The organism is Bacillus pretiosus (assembly GCF_051294775.1).
Lineage (GTDB): Bacteria > Bacillota > Bacilli > Bacillales > Bacillaceae_G > Bacillus_A > Bacillus_A wiedmannii.
In genome coordinates this window covers 873,148-893,248 of sequence record NZ_JBPPHF010000002.1, presented here as the reverse complement: position 1 = coordinate 893,248, position 20,101 = coordinate 873,148, and the positions used below count along the sequence as shown (strand labels likewise).

The following is a 20,101-nucleotide window of genomic DNA, read 5'->3' as shown; positions in this document are numbered from 1 at the left end:
ATCCTGTTCTCTCACCAATCCACATTGTAGTCAATGTTGCACGTAAAAGCAAAGAATTACACTTATTCTTTTACTTCTAATCCTTTTATTGCATCGAACAAAAATTGCAGTGTCGGAACAGATTGTTGCTGTTTCTTAGCTTCTTCTAATACATATCCAACAATCGCACCGATTTCCGTTTGTCTATTTGCCCTTACATCTGCCAGCATAGATGATGTATTACGAGACGTTCTTTCACATACGTGACGTACCATTTTCCATACCATTTCTTTTTCTTCTTTAACAAGAAAAACGACTTCCTGAAAAACTTGCTCCATCAATCGATAAAAAAACGGGTTCGTAATCAACTCTCCGTTCCGGACTTGTAATAATGCTGTCAATGGATTGATACATACATTAACTACTAATTTTTTGTGCATGACATCCTTCCAATCATCTTCTATTTGAATCGGAAAATGAGGAAATGGAAAGCAATTAAATATTTTTTCAAAATGTATAGACTGGCCGTGCACGATTCCAAACTTCGTTACACCTAACCCCGTATGATAAACGATATGTCTTTCTTCTTTTTTTGCACCATGCTCTACAATCCCAACCGCAATATTTTCATTCCTTATTTGCTGCATAGCATGAAGGTGCGACATTCCGTTTTGCAAAAAGATTAATGAGGATTCCCCTCGCACAAAAGGTAGTATGTCAGTTATATGATATTGCTTAACAGCAATAAATATATAGTCTAGCTTCTGGTCTAGCATACTTTCTATTGGTAAAGCAGGTGGGAATACAGTTTCACGTTTTTCGTCCCTCATACAAGTTACACCCGTTCTATTCAATTCCTCAGCCTGTTTAGCTGTCCTTGTAAACAACGTAACATCTTGATTACTTTTTTGTAAATAAAATGCATATAACAGACCGATAGCTCCTGGTCCTACAACTCCGATTTTCATTTTCACACAAGGAACTCATATAAATACGTTACACAAGTCCCTTTTCCCTCCCCCTTTGTATCCCGCAAACGCCTGATTGGTGCGGAATCATAATTAACTAAAGGTGAACAAATCCCACTGACTACAGTTTCACTTTACCTTTCTCAATTCCATGAACATAGTTTACAATTTCATTACTCTTTAACAAACAAATGCAACCTCTACTTTCAATATGTATATACTACCTATTAATATGTTTCTACTCTTAGTTTAGCAAATCCTCAAAAAAATAATAAAAGAAATATACTATCTTCTTCATAAAAATAAAAAAATGAGTTATAATATTATTGTAAATATTTTTACTTTTCTGCATTCAACGAGACAAGAAAAGGATGTGATGTTATGGGATTCCCAAAAGTTGAGCGCTTGCTCATCAATTATAAAACATTAGACGAATTTAAAAAATTTAAAGGTTGCGGAGCTCAAGAACTATCCATGTTAGAAGAATTACAGGCAAACATTATTGAAAACGATAGTGAATCTCCATTTTACGGTATTTATTATGGCGGATCACTAATTGCACGTATGAGTCTATATATGAAAAGGAACGGCGGAGAACCATTCGAAATTACAGGTACTTACCTAGAACTCTATAAACTTGAAGTGTTACCAACTTTCCAAAAACAAGGATTCGGAGAAATGCTTGTAAATTATGCGAAGGAGCTACAGTTCCCAATTAAAACGATCGCACGTATCCATTCAGCTGGTTTTTGGGATAAATTAAATTTCCAGCCTGTATCAGTACCAGATGGTGATTTTTATGTTTGGAACCCAGAAACAAATTTGAATACGGTTACAAACGAAGAGTCTGCATAAGAAATAAAAAAACAGCTACATAGCAGCTGTTTTTTTATTTCTTTAACTTTTCTAATTTCCCATTCGAACGAGCGCTATTTCTTTCCGCTACCATTACACTTCTTTTTTGATCGATATAATCAAGCAATGTTCTATACTCTTCCTCATATACTGATAATCGCTCCAAAAGACTCTCTCTCTCTGTTTGTAACGATTCAATTTGCTGTTGCAACACCATTAAAGAGTTTTCATCTTTATAATTTTGCAAGAAATCAATAACATCATTCAATGTAATTGACGTAGGCTCTACTACCTTTGTCTCTTTTACTTCATAATTTTCTACTTTACGTAGTTGCTTCGCTTCTTCAATACGTTCTTTGTATTGCTTTCTAACGTAAGAATTCCATCTAAAGCCACATGCTGCTGGTGTACGAGATAAATGTCTTCCCACTTCTTTAAAGGCAGATAATTGCGTTCCACCTTCTCGAATATGCCGGAGTACTACTTCTGCCAGAAGCAAATCTTCATCATCAGTCCAAGCATCTTGTCTTGTTGTCGCCATCTCTCTAGTCCTCCCTATGCATTTTTTATTAAGCATATGCAGTTACTAGAAAAGATAGAATACAACAAATAAAGAATAAGACAAAAAAAAATAAACGCAGAAGATATCTTCTACGTTTATTTTCCCGCAATTACTTGCTGATTACTTCTTTACCTTTGTAAGTACCGCATGCTTTACATACACGGTGAGCTAATTTCGCTTCACCACAGCTTGGGCACTCTACCATACCAGGTACTGATAATTTGAAATGCGTACGACGCTTTCTTTTTACTGTTTTAGAAGTTCTTCTAAAAGGTACAGCCATTCTTCCCACCTCCTTAAAAGAAATAGTTATTTTCATATGAAGGCCTAAACCAGTCTTCCGATTATTTGTCAAAAAACTTTGCAAGTCCTGCTAATCGTGGATCAACAGTCTTTTCTTTGTTTTCTTCCGAAATCACTTGCCAGTCTTGACCTTGCATCGGTGCTCCACCAGAAACATCATCACTGAAAATTTGCATTGGAATCTCCAAAAGTATATTTTCCTTGATTACGGGCAGTAAGTCAAGTACTTCTCCTTCTAAACAATGAATTTCAGCTTCAGTTTCAAATTCTTCTTGTGAAGTTTGGAACACCTCAGTTGTTTTAATGTCAAATGGTAATGTCACATCTACTAAAGAGCGAGAACATGGTAAAACCATGCTTCCAGTTATATGTAGATGGAACGTAAACTTACCGGAGCCAAAATCAACTCTTCCTGTTACATGAGCAGGATTAATTTCACGAATATCTTTCTCGACCTCTTGTAGCTCACTTACATCTACCATCTCATCCAATGTCAATCCTTTATTTCTCAATTTATTCAATTGATGGATGGACCATTTCATATCATATCACCTCAAGGCAACAAACAAAATTATAGCTAGCCATTTTATATTTGTCAATGTTTTTTCTTTACACTATAATGAAGTCATCATAGTAAATAATATATAGAGTATCACGTTTTTGAAAAAGATGCTACATCGAAAGGAGAGATTACCATAAAAGCCAGTGGTATTGTTGTTGAATATAACCCTTTTCATAACGGTCATGATTATCATGTGCAACAAACAAAAAAGTTAACACACGCCGATATTACAATCGCTGTTATGAGTGGCCCTTTTTTACAGCGTGGTGAGCCAGCACTCATATCCAAATGGTATCGTACCAAAATGGCCTTATCATGCGGTGTAGACCTTGTTGTAGAGCTTCCATACGCCTTCTCAACACAAAAGGCTGAAACCTTTGCAAATGGCGCTATTTCTATTTTAAACGCCCTGCGTGTTTCTGAAATTTGTTTCGGTAGTGAAGATGGGCAGATTGAAAATTTTCATAACACCATCTCTGTGCAAAAAAATGAAGAAGATACTTTTAATCGTCTTGTAAAGCAATTTATGAATGCAGGTAACAGTTACGCAAAAGCTACATCTGAAGCCTTCCTACACATTTTACCATCCGAAAAAAACATAGACATGTCACAACCGAATAACATATTAGGATTCCAATACATGAAATCAATTTTCTTACAAAATAGTTCTATGCAAGCACAAACGATAAAAAGATTCGCATCTCATTATCATGATGAAACATTTAGCGACCAACATATTGCAAGCGCAACTAGTATTCGTAAAAAACTTTTTAGCGAAAATAGTTCTTTTACAGAAATTGAGCCTTTTATCCCAAAAGCGACTGCTTCTCTTTTAGCAAGTTACAAACAAAACTACGGGATATTACATAATTGGGAACAATACTTTTCATTTTTCAAATACAAACTCATGACGATGTCTCCAGAAGACTTACGACATATATATGAAATAGAAGAAGGTTTAGAGCATCGTATTTTATCAAAAATACAAAACAGTTCCTCCTTCCATTCATTCATGGAAGCATTAAAAACGAAGCGTTATACATGGACTAGATTACAAAGAGCTTGTACACACATTTTAACAAATACAACAAAAGAAGAAATACATAGCGCAAATATAGAGCAGCACGCGCCGTACATTCGTCTACTAGGCATGTCACAAAAAGGACAAACTTACCTTTCAAAAAACAAGAAAAAAATAGAACTTCCCATCCTTACCCATACAAAAACATTTGACCATCCTACTTTACACATAGAGCGAAAAGCCAATTCTGTATATTTCTCCATCATGCAAGAACCATTACGAACACAACTACTAAAACAAGATGCAACACACCATCCAATTCGTTATGATGAAACAACTGCAAAATTTCTATAAAAAACCTCTCTTTTTCAGAGAGGTTTATTTTTTCTCGCCCATTTTTTCCAAATACAGCAATGCATCATCCAGCGTATCAACTGGTACAACTTTCATTTTTGTTTTAATATCTTTCGCAGCCTCAAGCGCATCTTTATAATTCGATTTCTCCGCACCTTTTTCATTTGGCGCAAAGAACACTTCAGCACCAGCATCACTTGCAGCAACCACTTTTTGCTGAATACCACCAATCGGGCCAATTTCTCCCTTTTCATTTATCGTCCCTGTTCCAGCTATTTCATGTCCTCTTGTTAAATCATCTTCCACAAGTTGATTATATATTTCTAATGTAAACATTAGGCCTGCCGATGGTCCGCCTATTTCATGAGAATCAATTTTCACTTTCGGATCTACCATTAATTCTCTTTCAGTAACGATAGAAACCCCTATACCAACACGCCCATTTCCATTCGGAATGGTCTTTACATTTAAATTTTCTTTTAACTGTTTTCCATTTCTCTTGTACTCAATATTTACTGCTTCCCCTTCTTTTTTCCCTGTCATATATTCAATAAATTGCTCCGTCTTTTCAAATGTTTTTCCGTCGACAGCTATGATGACATCTCCAAGCTTAAGCTTTCCTTCTGACGGCATCCCTTTCGCTACTCCTGCAACCAATACACCTTTATTTTCAAAAGAAACAGTACGGTTTGCACGTTTATACGCATTATAGATTGCTGCATTTTGCGAATCTTTCATCGCATAATTTTGGCGAAATTGATATTCTTCATCACTCTCACCTTTTTGCAATATTTCTTCCGCTTTCGAAATATGTGTATATTTATTAAACTGTGCCGCTATTAAATTCACCACATTTGCTGGTCCCATTGAAACCGTAACAAGCATAAAATCACCGGATTCTTTCGTTCCACCCTCAACTTGAACGTAAGGCTCTAATTTGGCCGCCATTCCTGGTTTTGTTACATAATACGGTAAACGTACGTAAACAAGTAACATCGCCAATATAACCCCTATTAAAATTGCATATATAAACCGAAAACGCTTAAACATTATGTTTCTCCTTCCACTGCTCAATTAATAAATAAATATTTGCAACATGTTTTTCCGCCTCTACTTCTCCAACTCGAATAATGTCTTCAATGTTTGTAAAAGCACGTGAACTAAATTGTTCTACAGCTGGTCGCATCATTAAATCCGATGCAATTTGTCGATTCATCACCAGCTCATGTTGCATAATTTCAATACTCTGCATAATTACATCATAAATAGACGTAACCTCTCCATTCACTTTAATCGGCGATACATCAACAGCAATAACAATATCGGCACCTAACTCTTTCACAACCGATACTGGAATGCGATCAATCACTCCGCCATCCACCAATAATCGTCCATCTATCTTTTCTGGTACAAACACTCCAGGTACAGATATGCTAGCTCTCACAGCCTCTGCAACAGGACCACTTGTAAAAACTACTTTTTCCCCCTTCAAGATGTCAGTAGCCACAACAGCCGTCGGGATATCTAACTCTTCTAAATTTTTATTATATGTAAACATTTTAATCATATCTTTGACACGTTTTCCAGCAATAAATCCCATTTTCGGAACTGTAAAATCTAAATAATATTTCCTCTTAAAAACATTTGCCAGTTTATACAACCTTTCAACGTTCGAGCTAGCTGCATAAAACGTACCTACTAAAGCCCCCATACTACTTCCTGCAATCATATGAATCGGTATACCATTTTCTCTTAAAACTTTTATAACACCAATATGCGCAAACCCTTTTGCGCCCCCAGATCCAAGAGCTAATCCAATTTTCGGTTCTTTCATTTTTCTCACCCTTTAATTTTTTTCATTCCTTTTTCATACTTATGGTCTAAATGCACTACGTATCCACGTATACTGAAATGAACGTTTTTTGGGACAAAGGGGGATTTACTTACATGTATGAAAAATGGAAAACGGCTTTTCTTACCATATCAACACTGTTTTTAACCTTTTCTCTTGTACTTCACCCCCAAGCTGCTTTGCAAGCTTCCATTCGAGGGTTAAATATATGGTGGGAAGTTGTATTCCCTTCACTTTTACCGTTTTTCATCATTGCGGAACTTCTAATTAGTATTGGTGTTGTAAAATTTATAGGTGTTATATTAGAACCACTCATGCGACCACTTTTTCGCGTTCCAGGGATAGGCGGATTTGTTTGGGCCATGGGAATGGCTTCTGGATTCCCTGCTGGCGCCAAATTAAGCGCTAGACTACGTAAAAGTAATCAGCTAACACAAATCGAAGCAGAACGCCTCGTATCTTTTACAAACTCATCTAATCCACTTTTTATTTTTGGAGCTGTTTCTATCGGTTTTTTCAATAATCCGAAATTAGGAATCGTATTAGCTGCTGCACATTATTTAAGTAACTTTGCCGTCGGGTTATTGATGCGTTTTTACGGCAATAACAATATTTCCACGAAGGATCAACATCCTACTAAAAAACGTCCTTTTCAAAACCCTTTTTCAGTCCTACACGAGACGCGTATGCAAGAAAAAAGACCATTAGGAAAATTACTTGGGGACGCTATCGTTTCTTCTATTCAAACGTTACTTATGATTGGTGGATTTATTATTTTATTCTCTGTTTTAAATAAAATGATTACTGTATTTCATATTACAGCAGCACTTTCTTTTATTATGCAACATATTTTATCATTCTTCCAACTAACTACAGAATTTAGTATTCCAATCTTATCAGGCATTTTTGAAATGACACTCGGTAGCCAAATGATTAGTCAAATAAATGAAACACCCCTCCTGCAGCAAGCTATGGTAACAAGCTTTATTTTAGCGTTTAGCGGCCTTTCTATTCAGGCACAAGTTGCTAGCATATTAGCTGAAACAGACATCCGATTTAAGCCCTATTTTTTCGCACGAATTATCCAAAGTATTCTGGCTCCTATTTTTACTTTTATATTTTGGAAACCATTTTATGAAAAAGTAAGCTCTTTTTCACCTATGCAAAAAGATATCCCCGTATTTTTATCGAATCATTCTTCTATACTGCAAGAAATTTGGACATCTTTTGTACACTATGGACCGATCTTTACTTTATTTTGTCTATATGTATATGTTATCTTATTATTTTTTCGTAGCAACAAAGAAAAACCCCGTTCACTTTAACGGGGTTTGAAACTTTTCTTTTAAAGCACGTTCTACAACAGGAGGTACAAGATCTACTACGCTTCCTCCATATCTCGCAACTTCTTTTACAATGCTCGAGCTTAAAAATGAATATTGGTTATTTGTCATAATAAAAAAGGTTTCAATATTTTCATCTAATTTTCGATTCATAGAAGTAATTTGCATCTCATATTCAAAATCAGAAACCGCTCGTAACCCACGCAAAATCGCGTTTGCATTACGCATTTTCGCATACTCCACTAGTAGTCCACTATGTGAATCTACTTTTACATTCGGGATATCCTTTGTTGCTTCTCGAATTAAATCTAAGCGCTCTTCAACTGAAAAGAACGGTTTTTTTGACGAGTTGTTTAAAACTACTACGTATACCTCATCAAATACTTTTGCTCCCCTTTTAATAATATCCAGATGCCCAAGGGTAATTGGATCAAAACTTCCCGAAGAAATAGCTATACTAGTCATTCCGTCCCCTCACCTTCATACTTATAAATCGATATTGCTGTAATCCCATAATTTTCAGCTCTTACTTTTACAAGACTCCCTATAGAATCAGGTAAAACCACATCATTACCATGCTCTGACATAATTAATCCATCTCTATGTAGCAATCCATGTTGATCCATCACACTAATTAAAGATACAATTTTTTGATCTTTATATGGAGGATCAATTAATATAAGATCGAATGATATTTCACGTTTTATAAGAGCCTTTACCGCACGTTCTGCATCATTTCGATATACTTCAGCTTGTTCCTGTATTCGACAACTTTCTAAATTTTGATGGATTACTTTTATCGCTTTATTATCTCGATCAACAAAAATTGCTTTATCAATCCCTCTACTTATAGCCTCGATTCCAAGACCACCACTACCGCCAAATAAATCAAGAGCGATACCACCATCAAAATAAGGACCTATCATATTAAAGATTGATTCTTTTACTTTATCTGTCGTTGGACGTGTTGTATTACCTGGCACCGCTTTTAGTGGATGCCCTTTACATTTTCCTGAAACTACTCTCATCTGTTGTCACTACCTTTATTTCAATCTATCGAGCAATTATAGAAAACCTTTCTCCATTCGGTAACCGCTACCAAACTATACTATTCCATGAAATTTCCCATTCATTTCTCAACGAACAATAGGAGAACTTTGGCTTAAAATAACCGCTCTGCATTTTTATGTATTCATCTCACCATGCGCTAACACGAACCCATTATGTATATTCGTTTCACTTTATCTTTTTTATCCTATCATAAAATAAAAAAAAGAAAAATAAAAAGCCAAACATAAAATTTAATTTCATGATGTATATCTTCATTTAGATTGGACATAAATAATTATAACAACATCACCTTCGATGTTGTTGCCAACCGCGGAGAAGACTTACGTTTCCCCATAAGTTCTTCCTCCGGTTTCTCCTCTCCCTTTGCCTTCTTACTAGTACATGCTAGTATAAGAAGGGCCCTGCTTTGCAGGGTTTTTTTTCTTTGTCTACTTTTCATTTAAAAAGTGAGATGGTACAGTAAGTAAAAGAAAGAAAGAGGAGGAAAAAATATGATTCAACGCTTTATAGAACTTGGAGAAGGCTACTCTGATTTATATGAATTACTTGAAATTGCCAAAGCAAATCAAGAACGTATAACACATATGTTACAATTTGAAACGATTAAAAATGAAAAAAAAGTGTGCTCACTTGTTGTAATATTAAAACCAACTACTACTGGTGATTTCCAACCATTATACATATGTCGTGAAGGCATTCCTGTACTTGAGAATAAAAAAAGTAAACGCGTCATTTTATTTGAAGAAACGGCAGAACAACTAGGAAGAAAAGTGACTACCTTTACGGTAAAACCATCCACAACTTTCCCAGAAAAAGAACTGTTTTTCAATCATTTAATTGGTATTTTACGAATGAATAATTTCATTCCTCCAATGAAATAAAGTGTTATTTCAAGTAAAAAAATCCCCCGCTAAAATTAGCAGGGGATTTTTTCTATTAACTATAATCGTATTCTTTTGCCCGATCAGGACGTGAATTTTCAAATTCCGTTTTTAAATACGGGCGGTACGACTGTTCTATCTTCTTCACAAAAGGAAGTTTGTTCAACTTTTGCATCATATGCTCAATTTGTTCCATATCACAATATACTACTGCGTATTTTAAGCGTTTTGATATGTAATGTATGTTACCATATTTCCTTAAAATCTTGGCATGTTTCAATGAATGTAAATAAACAATCATACTTTGTCGTTGCCCGAACATAATCTTCTCCATCTTCTCCTTTTAAAAACATATATTTTATATTTTATGAAAACCAATCAGAAATTTATGACATTACAGGACAAACTCTGTATACGTTTTCTTCTATCTTCTAAAAAACGGGGTAATTTACCCCGTTTTACAGCCACAACCTCCGCCGGTACCACAACCGCCACCACAGCCACCAGCATCAAAAAATGGATTTCCTGTTGGAACTTTGATAGAAGAAGATACCTCAGAACCGATTGCTACACTAACTTCATCTAACAACTTTTGCAAAGCTGTTTCTACTCGTTTAAAAGCTGCAACCTTATCATGTAAGTCTACAGAACGCTTTAACTCCCTCATTTTCGTCGAAACGAAAGTATAATCAGGATGGTATTTACCGAAACGTTGCACTTCTTCATATCGTTCTTTCATCGCTGTAAATTGCTGAATTAACGTCTGAACTTCCATATCTTCATGCAATTCTTTATAACACTTACGATAGTCTTCTGCTATATCTGAACAGATAATCGCTTTTGCAAGCTGCTCTGCCTTATCTAATATCAATACGCTTTCTAGCGTCGCTACAATCATGAGAGACACCTCCGAGTATTCATCATACCACATTTAGAATAGAACTACTAATTGAAGTGTCTCACTAAACAGAAAGATATCACTCTAACTATTTTCCGTATAATCCCAGCACATACTTATACATTAATATGTTCCGCAATATTATATTTCAGAACATCCCATTTCCCACTATTTTCTTTCACATAACTAATACATGCATTTTTTAATGGTGTCTTAAACGAAATATCTTCCGGTGCAATTGCATGTAAAATTGCTTTTATCGCATGTGAATGAGCTACAATGATAATACGTTTGCCAGAATGGGTTTCTGCAACATCTTTTATAGCAGCAAAGCAACGAGTTACAATCTCTTCATCTTGCTCCATACCTTCTACTTTACCTTCTGCAATTAGCTCCCTAACAGTCGCAACCGGCTTCCCAGAAGCTTCACCAAAATTACGTTCAACAAATCGCTCATCTAATAAAATCGATTGCAATCCTGCAGCCCCTGCAATTTCCTTAGCTGTTTCGTGCGCTCTAATTAATGGGCTACTTATAATTACATCCCATGCTTCCGCTTGCAAAGCAACTGCACTTTGACTTGCTTGCTTCTTTCCCACTTCATTAAGTGGAATATCTTCACGTCCCTGAATAATCTCTTGAAAATTCCAATCAGTTTGTCCATGTCGTACTAAACAAATTTCCGTCATGCTCATGCTGCAACTCCTTTTTAAATAATCCGCTTCTATTGTATCAAAAGTTCTGCATGACGGACATAGTTTTCCCTTCCAATTATGTTGTATTTTGCTGCTTCATATACTGAAACATATCGATCATAATGGAGGCAACTGCCAATTGGTTTTGAAATTTCTCAACTTTATCTGGTATCGTTTTTTTGAAATGCTGCATAGCCGCTAACTCAAATGCCTCTTTTTCTTCAGGGTTTCGCGTTAGTTTTCTATACCAGTACGGTTGCTCCCTAATATAGCGAGATAAATCCTCATCAGCCTTTATAAACTCCATAATTTCTGCTCTCATCCGCTTTCCCCCTAATCCTTCTGAAAGAAAAATGGATTATTTTCGGAAGTACTTTCTTCTTGCCGCGCGGGCTTCCCTTGAAATTGTTGAAAAACTTGTTGCACACTACCAATAGCACTCGTCACATTAGCTAAATGGTGTTGCATCTGTTCCACATCTAGCTTTTTAAAGAAAGAAAGCATTTGTCCCATCACATCAGCAGTTTTTTCCTCTTCAGTTCGATTATCTTTTTCTTTTTCTTGTTTATTTTCTTTTACCGAAGAAAAAGCTGGCGCTCCATCAGGCCTAAAAGTTGCCCATATCGGATCTTCTTCACCAAGTAAGTACCATTCTTCATAAAACTGTTGCCAAGTTTTGTGACCACTTCTAACCTCATGAACCATTTTAGGGTGATGGTTTACAAACTCTTTAAACTGTTGAACCGATGGATGTAACGGCCCTTTTGTTGTTGGCATAATCCTCACCTCTTCATGTATATCTACTATATAGTAAGAAAAAAAAGGCACATGGTTCGCCTATTTTTAGACGATTCATGCACCTTTTTATCCTGCTATTTGCATACGGTAAGATTCCGACCTACACTTCAGTGAATACGAAGTACTTAAACGTGAGGTTTCCCCTACACAACTTAAAATTTCATTTTATTTTCGAATAAAGTTTTGTGTATAAAACTTATCGTATACCCCAACACCTAATCCTGTAAATTGTTCATTTAATACATTCTTTCTATGCCCTTCACTATTTAACCAACCTTGCACCGCCGCAATTCCATCACTATGTTGCGCCGCTATGTTCTCACCAGCAAGTTGAAACCCTACTTTCCCGCGCTGTAAACGATCTCCTAACGTACCTAGTGTAGGTGAATCGTGTGAAAAGTAATTATTATCCTTCATATCTTTACTATGCCCTATAGCCACCTCTGCTGTTTGTTGATCCCAAGCTAACAGCGGTAACTTATGGCGACTTCGAATAATATTTGTTAAATCAAAAATTTGTTGCATATTCCCATTCTCTATTTGTTTCATTTTATCTGGAGTCAATGGTTGTTCAGCTAGTAATTCACCCGAATAAACAAGCTGATACGGTCTTTGGCGTAATAACGTTTCATCATCCATATAACGAACACCAACAAGCTCATGTGTAAAATGATCAAAATATAATTGTGCCCAGCCATCTTCTACAGGTATTAATGGTTGTTCCATCACTTCCGTGTCAGATAACTCAAATTGATAACTATTTTTCCCTCTTTTTAACGAAATCTCATGCGAGAGTGGATTCTTTTTATACACTTCTTCATACTTTTCATTTATATAATAAGGCGGCACCTTAACTTGCTCACCAGCAACATACGCCGTTACAACTTTTCGTTCTGCAACTCCAAATTGCACATACTTAGTTAAATCTTGATTATATACCCACCATTCATATCCGTAAGCAGATGGCTCTATTCGAGATGGTTCGCCCCATTTTGCTAATAAATTTTCAGAGTCCCCACCAATCATATTTAAAACAGTATCGGAAGAGTCTTCATTTACTTGTTTTTTCTTTTTCACAATTTTATTTTCTTGCTTTGATTGCGATGGGGTTAATATATATTGTGAAACGAGTAATTTCCCGTATAAATCAACAGCTAAAATTAAAAATGTAATCATTACGATACGCAATAATTTCTTCAATCGATATACCTCCTGCACAAAACATAAAATTGAGATATACACAAATCCTTTTCTTTCCTTTTTTTGTGTGTACCGTACTCTTTTCACTATATCATATTTTCGCAAAAAAAGTCTGGATTCTACCTTTTCTCTCAATATGAATTGCACTTTCTTACTATTCATACTATTATAAAAATAATGATGTAACATGAAAAGAGGAGGTATTATATGCAATTTACCAATACGAAATTTAATGGGGCAGTCGTTGATTTAACACTATTAACAGAGATTATGGAAAAGAACCATTTTGTACTTGCTGGACAGTGGGATTATGAACGAGTTACATACGATTATAAATTTGAAATATTAAATGATATTTATTATTTGCGCGTACAAGGTTTGGCTGTTGAAGGTGATGTTGGTAGCAGACACGCTGAAATAAAGCTACTTCCTCCCTTATTAGGAAAACACTATTATCCTCACGGCGTTGAATATGGTGATGGTGAAACTTTCCCAACGAATGTACTTCAAAAAAGCGAACAACTCCTACAAAATATCGAAAAAGAGTTAAAAGAGTTCCAAATCATTGAGTAAATAGAAAAAGCGCATCATATTGATGCGCTTTTTCTATTTATCTTACTTAAGAATGAATCGTCTTTTTGACTGGATACCCATAAATAGTTCCATCCTTTACTTTAATCTCATCTTCCCAAGGAACCTTATATTTACCTTCAGCTAAATCTTTTACAAACGTATACGGGTTTTCTTTCACCCCTCCAGGAGTCGCTACATATCCCCTTGCACCTAAATTATATATATTATTTTCGAGACCCCATCCTAATCTAGCCTGATCTGCTAGCTCTGGATATACTTCGGCAGTAACAATCTCCCAAGGATTTCGGTGTCCCTGCACTAAAGTAGTCCCATCAAAATTACATACTTGTCCTTCACCAAAGTAATAAAATACCCCATCATAACCCGCTAAGTTCACTGACAATGTATACATTAAGTTTTGCCATGCATTCGAACGATTAGTTAACATCCATTGTTCACTAACTTGTGTGCTATATCCAGAAATACGAATCAAGACATTTGCACCTTTATAAGCTGCTTCACGAGCTACTTCAGGAAACATACCATCATGACAAATACAAACAGCTAATTTACTTCCTCCAGGTCCATCACAAACAGGTAAGCCTAAATCTCCAGCTTTCCAAGGTTCGACTGGCACCCAAGGATTTAGCTTACGATACTTCAAAATCATTTCACCTTGTGGATCAATAATTATTGCTGTATTATACGGTTCTCCACCATCAGGGTTTCTTTCCATTATAGAAAAAACACCATATACCTCAGACTCTTTACATGCCTCAGCAAACAAGTCTGTTTCTGGCCCAGGAACTGTACATAAAAACTCTTCTGTAGTCCATTTTTTTGTATTAAGCCCTTGTGTACTATATTCTGGAAATACTATCAATTCCAATCCAGGATACCCTGATTTAGTTGAATGAATTGTTTTTATGATCTGTTTAATTTGTTTATCAATGTCTGCACGTGACTCTACTACCGGTACTGGATATTGTATTAATGCTGTTAAAAAACCACTAATTGGCTTTACCATACTTCCACTACTACCCATTTAAATTCCCCCTTAAAATAGTTCTTGTTTATTAAAGATAACAATATAAATTTGTAACTCTCTAAAAAACTTGCACTACACATGGAATTATTACGTATTAAAGCTAGTAGTAAATCTTATATCCACTTTTAGTACATGCCTACACTAACTTAACATGAATAAATTGAAAATTCAATCTTTTATAGTTTACTAAAACTATAAAAGTGTATGGAAACCCATACACTTTTTTTACTTAGTCTGTAAATATGGCGGTAATTGTTGCAACTGCTCTTTATCTTTTTCACGCTCTCTACGTGCCCACCTAAAAAATACATAACCAATAATCGTACCGTACACTATTTCCTGGACAATTTTCATAATGATGCCACCTGTTTGTTGATCTTGTACGACTGGCATCCAGTGTAAAAATTCTGGTCCAGTTATATTTAAATCAGATAAAGTTCCCGCTGGTACACATAGTTCCATCGCCTTCATCCAAGCAGCCGGATCCGTATACGTTGCAAATAATGGCGCCGTCGCAAAAATGATTAACGCGCAAGCTGGCGTTAATAATATACCGTTAGCAAACATATAACCCAGTTTCTTTATATCACTTAACGTTTGATATTCTGGTAATGGATTTAGCATCGGCCACCACATCATGATTGCCGTAAAGAACAATATAGCGAGACAAATAGGATGAGCAATTTGACTTTGTTTTACTGTATCAAAAACAACTGGTAAATGATAAAAAGAAAACAGGCCATTAAATACAAACAATGCAATAAGTGGCTTAGCAAATATCTTCAATATAATTTGAACGAACTTAAAAGAAGTAATATAACGATATAACCAAACTGGTATACCAAGCAACAATAACGGTGGAACTGCAATATACATAACTGCCATTTCAAACATATGTGCACTAAATATAATATGACCAATTAAATCAATAGGCCCTCCCTTTACAAAATACAAAAGAACAATCCCGGTCGTAAAATAAAAAACTTGCTTCTTACTTACCTTTTTCGCATGTTCAAATCGCATTCTATATGGCCCAATAATTAAAAAGTACCCGATAAGGATCGAAAGCATAAATAGTAAAAAGATTGGACTCCATAGAGCTTGAAAACCAAATATCCACAAGTTACTCATTGTCACACCTACCTTCTTAAGGTTATCCTTTCACATAACATGAAGAGGGAGCTGTGACGACACAAGCTCCCTTATTCTTCACTTTTCAAATCCACACAATTGTCATAAAAGCTAAAATTGTAATTAACCCGATCAACAGACCAGAATAAAGAAAGAAACTTGCCGCTTCATGTCCTTTATGACTCATATGCATAAAATAATACAATTGAAAAATTACTTGTACCACTGCTAATAGTAAAATAAATGGTACTGAGAAAGTCGGACTAAAAGTTTTCGGATATGCGACTGCTGCAAATGCAACTAATGTTAAAAAAATCATTAATGCAAATGTAATAACTTGATGCTTCATTTCCTCCGCACTTTTTCTCTTCCGATAAACAAGATCAACTTTAGGATTATTCATTTGCTTTATCGCCATTGTTTATCCCACCATTCCCATCAAATATACTACAGTGAAAATAAACACCCAAACTACGTCAATAAAGTGCCAATAAATCGATGCAACATAAAACTTCGGTGCATTGTATAAATTTAGACCTCTCTTCGCATTTCTAAAGATTAATGTTAAAATCCAACATAATCCAAACAATACGTGGAGACCATGTGTACCAACAAGAGCATAAAACGCGGAACCAAATGCACTACTTCTCATAGTATGCTTAAATTCATGCGTATAATGATAAAACTCATATATCTCAAATGCTAAAAACCCTAAACCTAGCAACACTGTTACTAATAGCCAAAGTTGCATTTTCTTAAAGTTAAAGTTTTTCATATGATACATCGCATATACGCTCGTTAAGCTACTCGTTAATAAAAGCATCGTCATAATGAAAACGAGTGGCATTTGGAACATCTCTTGAGATGTTGGTCCACCATTTGTAGAATTCTTTAACGCTAAATATGTGCCAAACAAGGAAGCGAACAATACTGTTTCGCCTCCAAGAAATAACCAAAAACCGACGAACTTATTTTTTCCCTCAAGGGTTGCTTTTTCAGGCTCTGCTGGAAATGTTTCATTCGTTAATTTTTCATCTACATGCATTATGCCTTGCCCCCCTTATCTTCTAAATCTTCCTTATGAATATGATATCCATGATCATCGATTACTGAACGTAGGAACATTGTACCAAATGTAATGATTAAACCGATAATTGCTACTAATAACCAAAACTTATCTTTTCCACCCTGCATATACATTGCACCGAATGCCGCTATAAACAATCCTAAAGAAATGATAAATGGTGAAAACGATGGATTTGGCATATGAATATCACCAATTGGTTCCGCCGCTGTCATCTCTTTATTCCCTTCACGTTTTTCAATCCAAAACGGATCTAACCCGCGAACAAATGGTAATTGTTTAAAGTTATATTCTGGTGTTGGTGCTGGCATTGTCCATTCTAATGTACGTGCATCCCATGGATCACGACCAGCCTTTTCTTTTGAAACTGTCGTTTTAATTACATTGAATAGAAGAACAATCGTTCCAAGAGCCATAAATACCGCTCCAATAGAACTAATCATATTCCCCATTTCCAGCCCTTGGCCTTCAAGATATGTGTAGTAACGACGTGGCATACCAATTAAACCAAGGAAATGCTGTATGAAGAACGTTAAATGGAAACCGATAAAGAATAGCCAAAATGTTATCTTTCCTAACGTTTCATTCAATACTTTATTAAACATCAGTGGCCAATAATAATGAGCTCCTGCAAGTAAACCAAATACAACACCGCCGACAATTACATAATGAAAGTGAGCTACTACGAAATAGTTATCATGAAATTGATAATCCGCTGGTGCAGATGCTAGCATAACACCTGTAACTCCACCCATTACGAATGATGGAATGAAAGCTACTGCCCACATCATCGGTGTCGTAAAACGAATACTTCCTCCCCACATCGTAAAGAGCCAGTTGAATATTTTAATACCGGTCGGTACTGCAATCGCCATTGTTGCAACTGAGAAAATAGCATTTGCAACTGGACCAAGTCCAACAGTAAACATATGATGCGCCCATACCATAAATCCTAAGAATCCAATTAATACTGTCGCGAACACCATCGACGAATAACCAAATAATCGTTTTTTCGAAAATGTCGCGAAGATTTCTGAGAATATTCCGAAAGCTGGGAGTATAAGAATGTATACTTCTGGATGACCGAAAATCCAGAATAAATGCTCCCATATAATTGTATTCCCGCCCAATGCTGGATTAAAGAAACTTGTTCCAAATAAACGATCTAACATTAAAAGTCCTAATCCTACAGTTAACGGTGGAAAAGCGAATAATATTAGAGAAGATGTTACAAATGTCGTCCATGTAAACATCGGCATACGCATATACGTCATTCCTGGCGCACGCATATTAATAATGGTTACAAGGAAGTTAATACCTCCAATTAATGTACCAATACCGGAGATTTGCAAGCCGAGTACATAAAAATCAACACCATGGCCTTTAGAGGCTAAAGCTAAAGATGCATAAGATGTCCAGCCTGCATCAGGTGCTCCACCTAAAAACCAACTTAAATTTAAAAATACTCCACCAAAGAAAAATAACCAAAATCCGAGTGAATTCAAAAACGGGAACGCTACATCACGTGCACCAATTTGAAGTGGTACAGCGGCGTTCATAAATGCAAACACGAGTGGCATAGCTGCGAGGAAAATCATTGTTGTACCGTGCATCGTTAATACTTGATTATAAGCATCCCCAACAAGAAAAGCGTTGTTAGGAATCGCTAATTGAAGGCGAATAAATAGAGCTTCTATTCCGCCTATTATAAAAAACAATCCACCTGCAATTAAATAGAGAATGGCAATCTTTTTATGGTCTACTGTCGTTAAATAATCCCATATGACAGCACCCATCCCCTGTTTTTTTGCTACAGAACTCACGTTTTCAACCTCCCCTTCGCGAATAATCCCTCTTTACTTTTCAACTTTTAACGTTTGTAAGTATGCATTTAATGCATCAATTTGATCATCCGTTAAGTTGCCATATTTACCAGTCATTTTATTTCCTGGTTTCATATTTTCAGGATCTTTCAGCCATTTTTTTAAGTTTTCTTCATTGTTTTCGGCAATACCGGCAACCATATCGCGATCCGCAAAGTTTGCTAAGTTTGGTGCGATACGAGCGGAAGGTGGTCTACTATCATTAGATCCAACTGCGTGACAACCAATACAGCTTTTATTAAATATTTCTTGGCCCTCTTGCGCCTTTGTTGAAGCTACTTCTTTCTTCCCATCAATCTTCTTCATATCAGCAAGCCACTTTTTGTACTCGCTTTCATCTAAAGCTTTCACTTTGAATTGCATTAAAGAATGTGATGGGCCGCAAAATTCTGTACAAAAACCATTATAAGTGCCCGATTTATCTGCCTTTAACCACATTTTGTTCACATTGTCTGTATTTGTATCCATTTTCCCAGCTAAAGATGGAACCCAAAACGAATGTTTAATATCGGCACCCTTCAAATTCAAATACACTTTCTTACCTGTGGGGATGACTAAATCTTGAGAAGTCACTATTTTTTCTGATTTATAAGAAAATTCCCACCAATAAAGATTCGCTGTTACATCAACAACGATAGTATCTTTATCAATATTCTTTTTCTCCATCGCACTTACATCAGCAAGTTTGAATGTATATGTAACCGTCGGAACAGCTAAGATTAACAAAAGAATAATCGGAATAACTGTCCAAATAATTTCTAGTTTGTGATTCCCTTCAACTTGCTCTGGAATATAATCTTCCTGACCTTTCTTTTGTCGGAAACGCACAATTACATATAAGAAAATAATAGTAACTACTAGTACTACTCCTACCATAATCGCAGTTGCTAGTAAGAGCAAATCATATTGCATTTTTGCTACTTCTCCTTGCGGAATTAAAGTAGATTGAAAGGCTTTACCGCATCCCCCTAACAGTAAAGCCAGCAGTGAAACGAACGAAAGCAGTCGCCACTGTTTCTTCATACAAACAACCCCCACTT

At 35.9% G+C, this 20,101-nt stretch carries 25 protein-coding genes; 5 read left to right on the top strand and 20 right to left on the bottom strand.

Going from position 1 to position 20,101, the window contains the following annotated elements:
* Positions 1–62: 62 nt before the first annotated feature.
* Complete coding sequence (gene panE / locus ACSG5Z_RS13025) at positions 63–953, bottom strand: 2-dehydropantoate 2-reductase (protein WP_435711513.1); 891 nt, start codon at positions 951–953, stop codon at positions 63–65.
* A gap of 375 nt (positions 954–1,328) precedes the next feature.
* On the opposite strand from panE, the gene ACSG5Z_RS13020 reads away from it, so the two are divergent.
* On the top strand, positions 1,329–1,802 hold the full coding sequence (locus ACSG5Z_RS13020) for an N-acetyltransferase (protein WP_087985078.1): 474 nt from the start codon (positions 1,329–1,331) through the stop codon (positions 1,800–1,802).
* Positions 1,803–1,836: 34 nt separating this feature from the next.
* Here the strand turns inward: ACSG5Z_RS13020 and ACSG5Z_RS13015 are convergent, their stop codons facing one another.
* From ACSG5Z_RS13015 to ACSG5Z_RS13005, 3 genes are all read right to left on the bottom strand, one after another.
* A complete protein-coding gene (locus ACSG5Z_RS13015; protein WP_000246481.1) occupies positions 1,837–2,343 on the bottom strand; it encodes an RsfA family transcriptional regulator in 507 nt (168 codons plus the stop codon).
* Between the two features lie 130 nt (positions 2,344–2,473).
* Positions 2,474–2,647 carry a 50S ribosomal protein L32 gene (gene rpmF / locus ACSG5Z_RS13010; protein ID WP_001984764.1) on the bottom strand — a complete coding sequence of 58 codons (174 nt, stop codon included), beginning with the start codon at positions 2,645–2,647 and terminating at the stop codon, positions 2,474–2,476.
* A gap of 61 nt (positions 2,648–2,708) precedes the next feature.
* A complete protein-coding gene (locus ACSG5Z_RS13005) occupies positions 2,709–3,209 on the bottom strand; it encodes a YceD family protein (RefSeq protein ID WP_000872150.1) in 501 nt (166 codons plus the stop codon).
* Positions 3,210–3,362: 153 nt separating this feature from the next.
* On the opposite strand from ACSG5Z_RS13005, the gene ACSG5Z_RS13000 reads away from it, so the two are divergent.
* A complete protein-coding gene (locus ACSG5Z_RS13000; protein WP_165775555.1) occupies positions 3,363–4,604 on the top strand; it encodes a nucleotidyltransferase in 1,242 nt (413 codons plus the stop codon).
* A gap of 24 nt (positions 4,605–4,628) precedes the next feature.
* Here ACSG5Z_RS13000 and ACSG5Z_RS12995 read toward each other — a convergent pair whose 3' ends face one another.
* Positions 4,629–5,654 carry a SepM family pheromone-processing serine protease gene (locus ACSG5Z_RS12995; RefSeq protein WP_000476311.1) on the bottom strand — a complete coding sequence of 342 codons (1,026 nt, stop codon included), beginning with the start codon at positions 5,652–5,654 and terminating at the stop codon, positions 4,629–4,631.
* Entirely contained in the window at positions 5,647–6,438 is a 792-nt protein-coding gene (locus ACSG5Z_RS12990) for a patatin-like phospholipase family protein (protein ID WP_000662602.1), read from the bottom strand. The genes ACSG5Z_RS12995 and ACSG5Z_RS12990 overlap by 8 nt, the downstream gene beginning before the upstream one ends.
* A 113-nt stretch (positions 6,439–6,551) precedes the next feature.
* On the opposite strand from ACSG5Z_RS12990, the gene spoVV reads away from it, so the two are divergent.
* The gene (gene spoVV, locus ACSG5Z_RS12985) at positions 6,552–7,781 is read left to right on the top strand and encodes a dipicolinic acid transporter SpoVV (protein WP_000273093.1); all 1,230 of its coding nucleotides are present in this window, start codon (positions 6,552–6,554) and stop codon (positions 7,779–7,781) included.
* On the opposite strand, the gene coaD is transcribed toward spoVV, so the two are convergent.
* Both coaD and rsmD read right to left on the bottom strand, forming a co-directional pair.
* Positions 7,773–8,264: a pantetheine-phosphate adenylyltransferase gene (gene coaD / locus ACSG5Z_RS12980; protein WP_000200598.1), complete on the bottom strand. Its 492-nt coding sequence runs from the start codon at positions 8,262–8,264 to the stop codon at positions 7,773–7,775. The genes spoVV and coaD overlap by 9 nt on opposite strands.
* The gene (gene rsmD / locus ACSG5Z_RS12975; RefSeq protein ID WP_001266975.1) at positions 8,261–8,827 is read right to left on the bottom strand and encodes a 16S rRNA (guanine(966)-N(2))-methyltransferase RsmD; all 567 of its coding nucleotides are present in this window, start codon (positions 8,825–8,827) and stop codon (positions 8,261–8,263) included. The genes coaD and rsmD overlap by 4 nt, the downstream gene beginning before the upstream one ends.
* 534 nt (positions 8,828–9,361) lie before the next feature.
* On the opposite strand from rsmD, the gene ACSG5Z_RS12970 reads away from it, so the two are divergent.
* Positions 9,362–9,751, top strand: coding sequence for a DUF7147 family protein (locus tag ACSG5Z_RS12970; RefSeq protein WP_000616012.1), 390 nt, complete (start codon positions 9,362–9,364; stop codon positions 9,749–9,751).
* 55 nt (positions 9,752–9,806) lie between these two features.
* On the opposite strand, the gene ACSG5Z_RS12965 is transcribed toward ACSG5Z_RS12970, so the two are convergent.
* The 6 genes from ACSG5Z_RS12965 to ACSG5Z_RS12940 form a co-directional block, all read right to left on the bottom strand.
* On the bottom strand, positions 9,807–10,073 hold the full coding sequence (locus ACSG5Z_RS12965; RefSeq protein ID WP_002080814.1) for a YlbG family protein: 267 nt from the start codon (positions 10,071–10,073) through the stop codon (positions 9,807–9,809).
* Positions 10,074–10,199: 126 nt separating this feature from the next.
* Complete coding sequence (locus ACSG5Z_RS12960; RefSeq protein ID WP_000634355.1) at positions 10,200–10,649, bottom strand: YlbF/YmcA family competence regulator; 450 nt, start codon at positions 10,647–10,649, stop codon at positions 10,200–10,202.
* Positions 10,650–10,765: 116 nt separating this feature from the next.
* Positions 10,766–11,338: a histidine phosphatase family protein gene (locus tag ACSG5Z_RS12955; protein WP_033657734.1), complete on the bottom strand. Its 573-nt coding sequence runs from the start codon at positions 11,336–11,338 to the stop codon at positions 10,766–10,768.
* 82 nt (positions 11,339–11,420) lie between these two features.
* The gene (locus ACSG5Z_RS12950; protein WP_001200991.1) at positions 11,421–11,666 is read right to left on the bottom strand and encodes a YlbE-like family protein; all 246 of its coding nucleotides are present in this window, start codon (positions 11,664–11,666) and stop codon (positions 11,421–11,423) included.
* Between the two features lie 11 nt (positions 11,667–11,677).
* The gene (locus ACSG5Z_RS12945; RefSeq protein ID WP_001143336.1) at positions 11,678–12,121 is read right to left on the bottom strand and encodes a YlbD family protein; all 444 of its coding nucleotides are present in this window, start codon (positions 12,119–12,121) and stop codon (positions 11,678–11,680) included.
* 186 nt (positions 12,122–12,307) lie between these two features.
* Positions 12,308–13,342, bottom strand: a complete 1,035-nt coding sequence (locus tag ACSG5Z_RS12940; RefSeq protein ID WP_000735384.1) for a CAP domain-containing protein — start codon at positions 13,340–13,342, stop codon at positions 12,308–12,310.
* A 207-nt stretch (positions 13,343–13,549) separates the two neighbouring features.
* Here ACSG5Z_RS12940 and ACSG5Z_RS12935 point away from each other — a divergent pair, with 207 nt between their 5' ends.
* Entirely contained in the window at positions 13,550–13,915 is a 366-nt protein-coding gene (locus tag ACSG5Z_RS12935) for a YugN family protein (RefSeq protein WP_001160938.1), read from the top strand.
* Between the two features lie 46 nt (positions 13,916–13,961).
* On the opposite strand, the gene ACSG5Z_RS12930 is transcribed toward ACSG5Z_RS12935, so the two are convergent.
* The 6 genes from ACSG5Z_RS12930 to coxB form a co-directional block, all read right to left on the bottom strand.
* Positions 13,962–14,960, bottom strand: coding sequence for a formamidase (locus tag ACSG5Z_RS12930; RefSeq protein WP_046956455.1), 999 nt, complete (start codon positions 14,958–14,960; stop codon positions 13,962–13,964).
* A gap of 228 nt (positions 14,961–15,188) precedes the next feature.
* Complete coding sequence (gene ctaG / locus ACSG5Z_RS12925) at positions 15,189–16,094, bottom strand: cytochrome c oxidase assembly factor CtaG (RefSeq protein ID WP_000069010.1); 906 nt, start codon at positions 16,092–16,094, stop codon at positions 15,189–15,191.
* 85 nt (positions 16,095–16,179) lie between these two features.
* Positions 16,180–16,512, bottom strand: a complete 333-nt coding sequence (gene ctaF / locus ACSG5Z_RS12920) for a cytochrome c oxidase subunit IVB (protein WP_000985692.1) — start codon at positions 16,510–16,512, stop codon at positions 16,180–16,182.
* A 3-nt stretch (positions 16,513–16,515) separates the two neighbouring features.
* Positions 16,516–17,139, bottom strand: a complete 624-nt coding sequence (ctaE, locus tag ACSG5Z_RS12915) for a cytochrome c oxidase subunit III (RefSeq protein WP_000557858.1) — start codon at positions 17,137–17,139, stop codon at positions 16,516–16,518.
* Positions 17,139–18,974, bottom strand: coding sequence for a cytochrome c oxidase subunit I (ctaD, locus tag ACSG5Z_RS12910; RefSeq protein ID WP_170956742.1), 1,836 nt, complete (start codon positions 18,972–18,974; stop codon positions 17,139–17,141). The genes ctaE and ctaD overlap by 1 nt, the downstream gene beginning before the upstream one ends.
* Before the next feature lie 60 nt (positions 18,975–19,034).
* Positions 19,035–20,084, bottom strand: a complete 1,050-nt coding sequence (gene coxB / locus ACSG5Z_RS12905; protein ID WP_000745278.1) for a cytochrome c oxidase subunit II — start codon at positions 20,082–20,084, stop codon at positions 19,035–19,037.
* Positions 20,085–20,101 lie beyond the last annotated feature (17 nt).